Here is a 9,752-nt window from a genome sequence, read left to right on the forward strand (position 1 = left end):
GCCTTCAATCTTGGCGAGCTTTGTAGCTGAAACCCACAAGATAAATTCACCTTCTGATGATTTATCTTGTGTCTAGCGTAATTGATTTTTCGATTGTTGCAATTTTATTTGACTGTTGTTTTTCAGTGTATTGTATCCTGCTTCAAGATCAAAAAAGCGAGCTAAACATAGCTCATTTTTATTTCTTAAAATACTTTCATTGAACTTCCCCTGCCGTACAGCGGAACCTCTATTCTTTGGTCAGATTCCAGTAGATCTTTGAAGTTCCACTCACGCTGACTCCAGTCGTCACCCATGTACTTAAACACAACATCACCAGAATCCAGGTTGTAAGTGATCGTGTATTCGGTTGCGTAGGTATTCATCCCATCCTGAGGTCGGTAAGCAGCCTGTTGTGGTACTTTGAATGCTGTACCTTCTACAGACATCATTGCATGTTTAGGAGAAGTGGCGTTTTGTAACTGCGAAACAAAGTACTTAGCAAACACATAGCGTTGTTCAGAATCAGTGTTGCCTGCCTCTAGTTGGAATTGGCTACCATAACCACCAAACTCTTTAAGCTGTTGTGATTTCTCAGCCCAGGCTTCATTCAGGTCCTTTTGGCTTGTGTTGGTCACAACTTGTGCGTCATCACCGCGGTATATGTTTACGCCATTTTCATCGTATTGAATAACAGCGCGGTCGCCGGATACGTCAGAGACAATGTAGTGCCAACGCGGTGGTTCCTGCATACCAGGAATAGTGGTTAAACCGACTTCAATATCTTTCACGTTGTCGATTACTTGCTCAACATTGTCAAAGTTTGCTAAAAAATAGCCTGCTAGCTCATTTTGACTTAGCGTATTGCCATCGCCTTTTTCTAATGCCATTCCGCGATAGTATTGAACGCTCGCTTGTAAGCCATGCTCATTAACGCCTTCACCGACTAATTTTCCGTAACCGCCAATCGCTAGAAAGCTATTTTTGACCGTGTATTCTTTATCGCCGGTCTCAGCGCCGTGAAAATTACGCTTTTCGCCTGCCGCTACTTTTAGAAGTAATGGTTTGGTTGACTCCATCCAATCCATTGTGCGTGTAACCACTGCTCCTTGTGGGCTATTCCAAAATACATTTGAACAAGCTTCAGTAATGGTGGAAACAGAAAGCGAAGAAATGACAAATGTTGTTAGTAAATTTCGATTGACTTTTTTATTCATAATTTTCTCCGATATAAAATATTCATTAACTTGTTTCGACAAATAAAATATGGTTTTTATTCTCTCTTTGCTATGAATAGAGTTATGAAGTTATTCGATGGCTGAATGTAAAAAACCATTGGGCAGGTATAAAAATAATATTTATAGCCGCAGGAATTCAGGATTAATATCTGATTCAATCGGTCATTTTATATTTTTGATGAAGCTTGCCGCTTCACCGGTATTATCTTCAGAATTTGTAGTGCTTTTAGCTACTTTTTTGGCCTTAGGGTGTATGAATCCTGTGCTGCTAGCCTGAACTGATAGATACAGGCTGCGCTGGCCAGTTCAAAAAAGTGTTGCCCATTTCTTGTCGTTTTTCTTGAGTCATTTGTAAGACTCCTTTGCGAAGCCAAACTGATATTTGGTGATCTTGAAAGGATGCTTTTTTTCATTTCCATTGGCTTAAGAAAATAGAGGTGATTTTGTAAAGTGTATTTATATGACTGTGTTTTTTTATGTTAAGAATTGGTGTTTATTAATCATTGTTGTGTTTTTTATTTTGCTGAGGTTTAGAGGTTGGAATGTATTTTTGTAACTGATTGGGCAGGTTTAAAATAAAAACTGAAGTAGATCCCAGTAAAAAAAGGCCAGCTAATGGGCTGGCCTTTCTTATGTCTTGCCTGATAGGCGATTAGAAGTAGTAACGAGCCTGCACAGACAGGGTGTTGTCACCCTCCTTCTTGCCAGATTTATTTTTGCTGTCGTCAATGGCGTATTCAACGGCGAATTGCATTGGGCCGGTTTCATAAATGGCACCAATCATGGTTTCTTTCAGAGTTGCCTCAAACTGGTCAGCGCTTGCTGAACTGTTGTCTTTCAGCTCGTTGTAACCTGCTTCCAGGGAGAAGCCTTGCAGAACATTGTTCATAGCCAGTCGACCGTAGAGTTCGATACCCTTGGACTTGGCGTCAAGGTCGCCACTCAGATTGGTTTTGTTTGTCAGCTCGCCGTACATGGCAGCCAGGTACAGTCTTTCGTTTTCAAATTTCAGGCCGGCGGTCGCAGACTTGGATTTCTCCTGATCTGCAAAAGTGCCTGTTTCTTCGTATTTAGTTTCAGAGTAGGCTGCGCCCAGGGACAGGCCCATGGCCAGGTCATAGCTGGCAGAGATGCCGAAACCGGAATCACGCTGGGCATTTGTTACTGTCTGATCCTGCATTTGATACTGAAGGCCGATGTTCAGACCGCCGAAGCTGTTGCGGTACTGGATAACATCATCGGCACGGGCAGAACCGTCGAAGTCACCGCCGTTTCGGCCATCATAGATACCCAGAGCGCTACCACCGCCGATGGCATACATGTCGGTCCAACCGGAAACGTCATACGTTACGCTCCAGTTTTTACCGGCAGCGAATGCGCCCATTTCTTCATGGCTCAGGCCAACATAGCCCAGACGGTTGAAGAAGGTTTCTTCCTTATTGCCATCGGCGTCGTACTCATCTTTAGCGCGAAAGCCCCACTCTGCGACACCCTGACCGGTCCAGCCACTGTCAAACTTGTGCGCGAACTTGAAGTTAATACGAGCACTGTCGTTGTTCAGGGTGTTATCGCCATCATGATTTTTGGCAACAACACCAACACGGCCACCAATGCTCAGGCTGCTTGTGCCGTCGTCGTAAACGTTCACTGCCATTGCTGGACCTGCCACTGCTGTGGCTACTGCTGCGGCCAGAATTTTCTTGTGCATGATCACTATGTCCCAACTAATTGTGTGTTTAATGTTGAAACGAGATTGTTATGTAGTTGTACTAACGGGTCACGTTGAAAGCATCAATGGTTATATCGAAATGCCGAATGTGTTAAGTGAGGGGTCGACGTGTAAATTACTTATCGGTCGGTTCAATGGGCTGAGTGAATTCTTTCACTGGTTAAGGGAGGCTGGAATGACTACTCTACTCGCTATGAATCGTCTACTCCGATTCATGTGTTGTGTGTATTTGCCGGCATCAACCCAGAGTCATTGATGCCGGCTTTTTTGTTTTTAGGGTTTAGTCCCTTTAAAATGTTTCCGGGTTCATCAGGTCGGTGAAAGGGTTTTGTCTTCTCCTCTTTTTGTCAGGAAGAGGCTAAAACAAAGTGCTTTCATGAAGCGTAAAAACAGTTTGTTTCAGTACATATAATAAGCAGTCTGGGCAGTCTTTTTTGCGCTGGGGGCATTTCTATGTCTAACAGAGAGATTGATTACTCATGGCCAGTAACCGGCTGAAAATGAGTTTGCTGCCCGCTTTGCAGGCTATTCTGGATACCGGCAGTGTAACCCGCGCAGCAGATCAGATGCATGTGACACAGTCCACAATGAGCAGGACTTTGTCACAGCTGCGAGAAGCGTTGAATGATCCCATCCTGGTCAGGGAGGGGAATCATATTTTCCTTTCTGAAAAAGCTCGTCAGGTTCAACCACTGGTTTCAAAACTGATGGCAGACTCTGAGACGCTTTTTGAGAATCAGAACTTTGACCCTGCAACCAGTGAGCACCATTTCCGGATAGGATCAAGTTCGGTTGTTCTCGATCATTTTCTGATTCAGGCCCTGATTGAGCTTAAGCAGATTGCGCCGGGTATCAGTTGTTCTGTCTCGCTTCCGGACGAGGGTACGATTTACTCCATGGAGTCAGGTGAGTTGGATCTGGGGGTGATTGTCGCTTTTCCTGAGACGACTGAGAACCTCTGCAAAGAAGTCATTAATTCAGCGTCGTTTAATGTTCTGATGCGCAAGGGACACCCGATGAGCGGTCGGGAAACGCTCGATCTGACCGAGATGGATCAATTTCCCTTTGTGGTGACCCAGGCGGTCATCGCTGCCAGTCCTTATATCAATCAATTGCGTGAGCAGTATGCCTTTTTACGGAATCCCTGGCTTAAGCTACCAAGCACGGAGGCTGCTTTGAAGGCGATTCAATCCAACGACGCATTTACCATTGTGACCAATGTGGAGTATCTGGCGTTGGATTTGTTTGAGGATTATGTCCTCCTTCCTATCTTGTCAGACTCTCCGCCCCTGAGCTTTGAACTGGTGTGGCCGGAACATTGGCAGTTTAACCAGGCGCATCAGTGGATGAGAGGCTTTTTGTTAAGTAAGTTTCAGGAGTTTTTTAAAGCGAGCGAAAAACTTTGATCCGGAACACCAGTGCTTATTTGGCCTGGTGGTTGCCGACGCTTCTGTTTCATGACCTTTTCATAATAATGGTATTCATTCATAGCTGTTATGCTTGCTGCGACTTCTTACGTTTACGTACCTCATCAAGGCTGACCACATTATCTGGCAAAGCCAATGGTGCCTCCTGTCCGATAACAGTGGCTGTTGCAGCGGGAAAAGGATTCGGAAAATCCCCGTGGGGCGTTTCCGGATACGCCCACACAGACAGACCTTTGGCAAACCTGAACAGCCAGTCATCCACCATCCGCGACATGGGTATAAACCTCTCCATTTGTCTGGCTCCAGGAAACAGCCTGGCCTTTTTGTGGACGCAGTTGATGCGGTGCATTCCCAATCCGATCTCTTCACTCTCGTCTAGCTGCTCCAGCCCATATTGTTCATAGGACTGACTCAGCCACTGCTCAGCATCCGCAACATGTCCGTTGACGCTGAGGTCGGTATTTCTGACAAACCGGATTTCCTTCTCCATATCCAGAAACTGGTCATACATGCTCTGAGCTTGCTCTTCTGTTGTAGCTCCACTCTCCATGGCCATATGAATAGATTCTCTGACCCAGCGATTGGTAAATCGCTCAGCAAACTCGTCTAAATCGGTAAACATCGGGTTAGAAAACAGAATGGCATAACGACTGCGGGCTTCTACTGCAATCACGTCCGTGTACCGTTTTCTATTTCGGTAGCCCTTAACCGCATGCACCTGCCAGGCAATGACATTATTGCCAGAAGCAATGGGCTGAGTGCCTATGCGCTTACCATCCGGACTGGGTAAACGATTCAGATCAACCTTCATGTGCTTACAAAAGGCATTGGTGGCAGAAATTAATACTTCAAGCATTCACGGTATCTCTTGGCTGTTCTCTCGCGAGAGGGCTTACTGGCTGAATATTACAGATTTGAACTATCAGTCAAATCACTGCGGGATGCAAGCAAGGACAAAGTAGTGACATTACTTTACAGGCAGGCTTCGGGGAACAAGTTATTCACTCGAGCAATGAACCCTGAACTGCCTCATTGTACTGATCAGGCCTCTCACCATCAATCAACAGTTCCTCTTCCTGGTTACCCTGCCCATCCAGAACCCGGTAGAGTAGAGAATAAGCGACCCTCCACCGCCTTTCTGCTACTTGCAGGGTGACTGATTTAGTATTCAGGCGGATGACATGGCCAAAACGTTCCTCTCTATGCTTATCTTTAAAACCCAGCAGATCACCCACAGCAATAGCATGGCGACTCAGCCCCCGTTGAGTTTCATGATTGACGCGGGTGTCGGCACCTTCGAGATTGAGCATGTAGTAGGGTATTGCCCAGCGTTTGCCATCGGTAAAATCCAGCACCAGTGCCCGCTTTTGCCTGAGCTGCAGCACCTCACAGTTACGCAGCGAATTGCTGCTACGGTCAAAGTAGCTTAGCTTGTGCCCTATGGTCAGCGCCGCCTTGATGCGGCCAATTCGCTCTGATGATTCCAGTTCGCGGTCAATCATGGCATTCAGCCGGAACAGATCAAAAGTGCTTGCCCGGTTCAGGGCTTCCAGCAATTGGGCGTAGTCCATGGTTGGTTTGGCAGGAGGGTTACTGTTATTCATTCGTCGTGATTATTCCAGAAAAGAATATTCGACCATCGTCACGTTCTGAAGTATATTTGCACATATCAGACTCCACCATCCAACATCTCCCGCAAACTCTGCTGCATCGCCGCCTTAAACGCCGCATCCGTGGCCAGCAGTTTATAAAGCTCCAGCTCGTTGCGCCGGTTATTCAGCATCACCTCATCAAAAATCTTGTTAAAGGCCAAATCCCGGTTGTGGCGATCAGCGTTCCCCTGGTACTTGGCGGCAAAGTCCGGATGGTTCCGAATACTGCTGGCAATGCTCATAAACTTCACCCGTTGCAGGCCGTAGGAGGACAAATCCACCGAGTTCAGCAACTCATCTTGTGCATAACCATAGTTCAGCGCAACGGTGGCAACACCTTCTGCTACCCTGTTCCTGTGCTCAAGGCAGGTGCCGGTAAGCTGCTATTCGATGGCGGCCTCAAGTGCCTGCTCATTGGTTTGGCTGACCATAATCATCTCTCAATTGACACTGGAACCTTAGGGGTTACACTTCAGCTATGATAATCAGTTTTCTGCACAAAGGGTTGGAGCGGTTCTATCGTACCGGTAAAACCTCTGGAATACAGGCGCAACATGCCAGAAAATTACAGCGCCTTCTCACCAACCTGGAAGAATTGGAGCATATTTCTGAAATGGATTTTCCCGGCTACCGTCTGCACCAGCTAAAAGGAGAACGGCAGGGTATCTGGTCGGTCACCGTCAGTGGCAACTGGCGAGTTACCTTCCGACTGACTCAGGCCGGTGTCGAAATAGTTAACTATGAGGATTACCACTGATGCCAATGTACAACCCCGCTCACCCCGGTGAAATTCTGGGTGAAGATCTGCTGAAGCCGCTTGGACTTTCTGTTACCCAAGCGGCTGAACACCTGCACGTCAGCCGGAAGACCCTGTCCAAAATCATCAACGGCAGGGGGGCGATTACCGCAGAAATGGCGTTGCGTTTGGAAAAAGTGTTTGGCAAACCCTCTGCCGTCCATTGGCTGCGGATACAAAATGCCTATGACCTTTGGCATCTCAAGCAAAGGGAGCTGGGCATCACTCCCTACCAATCGGACGCGGCCTGACGCCCTCAGGTCACCTTGATTTTGTCGGTTACGGCGCTGTTGATCAGGGTGGCTTTGTACTCTTTTAGTCGTTCAATTTGTTGCTGGTGGAAGGTGATGGCTTTGTTGATCAGGGTGGTTTTGCGATCCAGAAAGGCGGCTATGGTAGATATATAATGGTCACCATTAAGATAAGTATCGTCGTTATCGGTGCCTGATACCGATAAGAGCTTTTTTCAGAGCTGCATCTCGACGCGTATGACCTATCCTTGAAATGTCCCGGCAGAGGCTGTGGTGTTGTCATCCACTGCTTGATTGTCGGTCACAGGGTTGCCACCGTCATTCATATCGGTGAGGTGCTGGCTTTCAAAGGGTTTTACATTGTTGTTATTAATGGCCATGTAAATTCATTATCGGTATCGGGGGAGTCTATCTATGAGAAGAGTTAATTATTTTTTTCTAGTGCAACTATTTGTAATAACAGTATTGTTCATGCCGAAAATTGCCAGTAGTTACCAAAAAGAAGATTTTGATTTTTTACGTCGCAATAACACCAATGATATCCTTTTTAATTCAGGTGGTGAGCTGGCCAAAAGCTACTCCTTTTTTTTTATCTACCATTCTAAAATTTGAAGTGAACTATTGGTCTTTAAGTCTGATCAGGTATAAATTATATCCCCAATCACCGTTAAATCGAAACTCTCGCGAGTTAATTGAGATGGCATCGTTGATGACAGTTGGTTCAATTGCCCTCAAAGAAACCTACAGCTCATGGCCAAAACAACCAGTTTTGGAAAGACTTTTATCAACGAGTGGTATTCTATCCACTGTCATATGGGGAACAGCGATCATTGAAAGAGAAATAACCGTAGAATCCCTGATTTTTCTGCATCTTATTGTTCAAGCTATGACGGGTACCATAATAGATATGTTGTCTAAATTTACTATTGATATCGCTAATATTAAAATAGAGAATATTTGTGCTCATTATGAATTTTTTGAAGTGTTTCTTAAGTTGATGTCAATCAACGTCTTGTTAGGGCTCAATGTATATGAATTTTTGAAATTCAATAATCCTGATGCTTTTAAAAGAACTTTAAGTTGTATTGCTTTCTTATCAATTTTATATGTGTCTACCCACACAATATCTGACTCTATCTTTGCTTCATCTACTCTTCTTTACAACTTTAACAAAGCTTTCCTGACAAGTAACTTATCAATTGCCTTGGTTGTAGTCGTAATCGCATTCGATGTTGCACTCGAATATAGAGACATAACCCAAAACGAAAGCGTGGAAATCGGATGCTCAGCCTTCTTGGGTGCTTTTGCCGGAAACATAATCGGAGCATTGAGCAGAGGCGCTTTCTTTTTTGAAGCCGCTGATGAGCTAGACACAAGCGAAACCGCACTGAGTCTTCGAGCCATAATCGGGATGGGAGTCCTGGTCGGCGTATCCACAATGCTCATCATGGGTGGAGCTCTGGCTGTATCCATCAACGGATTAGTGCCAACAGATGGCAATGAAAACGCCCACTCAGTTACAGTACTGAAAATAGGGCTGGTCGCATCGCTGTTCGCCCTTATCAATAGCTATGCCAAATTTGTTGATAATGGCACTCCAGTAGACGAAACATTGAGTAAAATAGGTTGGGGTCATTGGACGCGCCCTTATTTAACACTCCATCAAATATATGATTATCTGATTCAGATGACCTATCCTCTGGAGCCTGACTGGGAATAGCGTCCTCGCTTCGGGGTTGTCTGGACGGGGTCGCCTGGATGGACACTATTCTCAGTCAGCCACCCAGGATAAGCATCGTTGCTATAGGTGCTGGCACTGACAAAGGCTCATCATAAAGCTGCATCTGCAACCCTACGGTCTATCCTTGAAATATCCCGGCAGAGGCTGTTGATGTCATTCATTACTTAACTGCCGGTTAAACGGCCAACACCGTCATTTACATAGGTGAGGTGCTGGCTTTCAAAGTGTTTTGCATCGGTACTGGTGATTATGTAAATTCATTGCCGGTATCGAGGGAATCCATCTATGAGAAGAGTTAATTATTTTTTTCTGGTTCAGCTGTTAGTAATAACAATGCTACTCTTGCCGAATATTGCCAGCAGTTACCAAAAAGAGGATTTTGATTTTTTACGGCGCAATAACACCAACGATATCCTTTTTAATTCAGGTGATGAGCTGGCCAAAAGCTACTCCTTTTTTTTTATCTACCATTCTGAAGTTTGAAGTGAACTATTGGTCTTTAAGTCTGATCAGGTATAAATTACATCCCCGGTTACCGTTAACCGAAAACTCCCGCGAGTTACTTGAGATAACATCGTTGATGACAGTTGGTTCAATTGTCTTCAAAGAAACCTACAGTTCATGGCCAAAAAAACCGGTTTTGGAAAGAATTTTATCAACGAGTGGACTTCTATCCAATGTCTTGTGTGGATTATCGATCAGTGATGGAGAAATAGCCATAGAGTCCGTGATTTTTCTGCATCTTATCGTTAAATCTATGACAGGTACCATAATAGATGTACTGTCTAAATTTACTATTGATATCGCTAACATTAAAACAGAGGGTGTTTATGTCGATTATGAATTTTTTGAAGTGTTTACTAAGTTGACGTCAATCAACGCCTTTTTAGGACTCAGTGTATATGGATTTTTGAAATTCAATAGCCTTGATATTTTTAA

The 9,752-nt window shown here is 45.0% G+C and carries 13 protein-coding genes; 7 read left to right on the forward strand and 6 right to left on the reverse strand.

Annotated features, from left to right (window positions below; genetic code table 11):
* Positions 1–185: 185 nt before the first annotated feature.
* On the reverse strand, positions 186–1,196 hold the full coding sequence (locus KDK18_RS14235) for a linear amide C-N hydrolase (RefSeq protein WP_257255595.1): 1,011 nt from the start codon (positions 1,194–1,196) through the stop codon (positions 186–188).
* A gap of 97 nt (positions 1,197–1,293) precedes the next feature.
* Here KDK18_RS14235 and KDK18_RS14240 point away from each other — a divergent pair, with 97 nt between their 5' ends.
* The gene (locus tag KDK18_RS14240) at positions 1,294–1,494 is read left to right on the forward strand and encodes a hypothetical protein (protein WP_257255596.1); all 201 of its coding nucleotides are present in this window, start codon (positions 1,294–1,296) and stop codon (positions 1,492–1,494) included.
* Between the two features lie 375 nt (positions 1,495–1,869).
* Here KDK18_RS14240 and KDK18_RS14245 read toward each other — a convergent pair whose 3' ends face one another.
* Positions 1,870–2,925: a porin gene (locus tag KDK18_RS14245; RefSeq protein WP_257255597.1), complete on the reverse strand. Its 1,056-nt coding sequence runs from the start codon at positions 2,923–2,925 to the stop codon at positions 1,870–1,872.
* A gap of 521 nt (positions 2,926–3,446) precedes the next feature.
* Here KDK18_RS14245 and KDK18_RS14250 point away from each other — a divergent pair.
* Positions 3,447–4,352, forward strand: a complete 906-nt coding sequence (locus tag KDK18_RS14250) for a LysR family transcriptional regulator (RefSeq protein ID WP_257255598.1) — start codon at positions 3,447–3,449, stop codon at positions 4,350–4,352.
* 88 nt (positions 4,353–4,440) lie between these two features.
* Here KDK18_RS14250 and KDK18_RS14255 read toward each other — a convergent pair whose 3' ends face one another.
* The 3 genes from KDK18_RS14255 to KDK18_RS14265 all read right to left on the reverse strand — a co-directional run bounded on the left by KDK18_RS14255 (position 4,441) and on the right by KDK18_RS14265 (position 6,267).
* Positions 4,441–5,229, reverse strand: a complete 789-nt coding sequence (locus tag KDK18_RS14255; RefSeq protein ID WP_257255599.1) for a hypothetical protein — start codon at positions 5,227–5,229, stop codon at positions 4,441–4,443.
* A 145-nt stretch (positions 5,230–5,374) separates the two neighbouring features.
* Positions 5,375–5,977 (reverse strand): hypothetical protein, encoded by a 603-nt coding sequence (locus KDK18_RS14260; protein ID WP_257255600.1) that lies wholly within the window; start codon positions 5,975–5,977, stop codon positions 5,375–5,377.
* A gap of 65 nt (positions 5,978–6,042) precedes the next feature.
* Positions 6,043–6,267, reverse strand: a complete 225-nt coding sequence (locus tag KDK18_RS14265; RefSeq protein ID WP_257255601.1) for a hypothetical protein — start codon at positions 6,265–6,267, stop codon at positions 6,043–6,045.
* A gap of 57 nt (positions 6,268–6,324) precedes the next feature.
* On the opposite strand from KDK18_RS14265, the gene KDK18_RS14270 reads away from it, so the two are divergent.
* Genes KDK18_RS14270 through KDK18_RS14280 form a run of 3 tightly spaced genes read left to right on the forward strand, consistent with a single transcriptional unit; the run spans position 6,325 to position 7,072 of the window.
* Entirely contained in the window at positions 6,325–6,507 is a 183-nt protein-coding gene (locus tag KDK18_RS14270) for a hypothetical protein (protein ID WP_257255602.1), read from the forward strand.
* Positions 6,504–6,782: a type II toxin-antitoxin system RelE/ParE family toxin gene (locus KDK18_RS14275; protein ID WP_257255603.1), complete on the forward strand. Its 279-nt coding sequence runs from the start codon at positions 6,504–6,506 to the stop codon at positions 6,780–6,782. The genes KDK18_RS14270 and KDK18_RS14275 overlap by 4 nt, the downstream gene beginning before the upstream one ends.
* On the forward strand, positions 6,782–7,072 hold the full coding sequence (locus KDK18_RS14280; protein ID WP_257255604.1) for a HigA family addiction module antitoxin: 291 nt from the start codon (positions 6,782–6,784) through the stop codon (positions 7,070–7,072). Before KDK18_RS14275 ends, KDK18_RS14280 begins: the two co-directional genes overlap by 1 nt.
* A 242-nt stretch (positions 7,073–7,314) precedes the next feature.
* Here KDK18_RS14280 and KDK18_RS14285 read toward each other — a convergent pair whose 3' ends face one another.
* The gene (locus KDK18_RS14285) at positions 7,315–7,452 is read right to left on the reverse strand and encodes a hypothetical protein (RefSeq protein WP_257255605.1); all 138 of its coding nucleotides are present in this window, start codon (positions 7,450–7,452) and stop codon (positions 7,315–7,317) included.
* A gap of 101 nt (positions 7,453–7,553) precedes the next feature.
* Between KDK18_RS14285 and KDK18_RS14290 the strand changes: the two genes are divergently transcribed.
* Together KDK18_RS14290 and KDK18_RS14295 are read left to right on the forward strand one after the other, a co-directional pair.
* A complete protein-coding gene (locus tag KDK18_RS14290; protein WP_257255606.1) occupies positions 7,554–8,792 on the forward strand; it encodes a hypothetical protein in 1,239 nt (412 codons plus the stop codon).
* 451 nt (positions 8,793–9,243) lie between these two features.
* The coding region (locus KDK18_RS14295; protein WP_257255607.1) for a hypothetical protein at positions 9,244–9,752 on the forward strand (509 nt) is incomplete at its 3' end.

It is taken from the genome of Endozoicomonas sp. SESOKO3, from assembly GCF_024606255.1.

Bases quoted from the DNA above. Each gene is read 5' to 3' on its own strand.
- KDK18_RS14260 (WP_257255600.1), bottom strand. From the start codon at position 5,977: ATGAATAACAGTAACCCTCCTGCCAAACCAACCATGGACTACGCCCAA.
- KDK18_RS14245 (WP_257255597.1), bottom strand. From the start codon at position 2,925: ATGCACAAGAAAATTCTGGCCGCAGCAGTAGCCACAGCAGTGGCAGGT.
- KDK18_RS14255 (WP_257255599.1), bottom strand. From the start codon at position 5,229: ATGCTTGAAGTATTAATTTCTGCCACCAATGCCTTTTGTAAGCACATG.
- KDK18_RS14265 (WP_257255601.1), bottom strand. From the start codon at position 6,267: ATGAGCATTGCCAGCAGTATTCGGAACCATCCGGACTTTGCCGCCAAG.
- KDK18_RS14285 (WP_257255605.1), bottom strand. From the start codon at position 7,452: ATGGCCATTAATAACAACAATGTAAAACCCTTTGAAAGCCAGCACCTC.
- KDK18_RS14235 (WP_257255595.1), bottom strand. From the start codon at position 1,196: ATGAATAAAAAAGTCAATCGAAATTTACTAACAACATTTGTCATTTCT.
- KDK18_RS14240 (WP_257255596.1), top strand. From the start codon at position 1,294: ATGGCTGAATGTAAAAAACCATTGGGCAGGTATAAAAATAATATTTAT.
- KDK18_RS14250 (WP_257255598.1), top strand. From the start codon at position 3,447: ATGAGTTTGCTGCCCGCTTTGCAGGCTATTCTGGATACCGGCAGTGTA.
- KDK18_RS14280 (WP_257255604.1), top strand. From the start codon at position 6,782: ATGCCAATGTACAACCCCGCTCACCCCGGTGAAATTCTGGGTGAAGAT.
- KDK18_RS14275 (WP_257255603.1), top strand. From the start codon at position 6,504: ATGATAATCAGTTTTCTGCACAAAGGGTTGGAGCGGTTCTATCGTACC.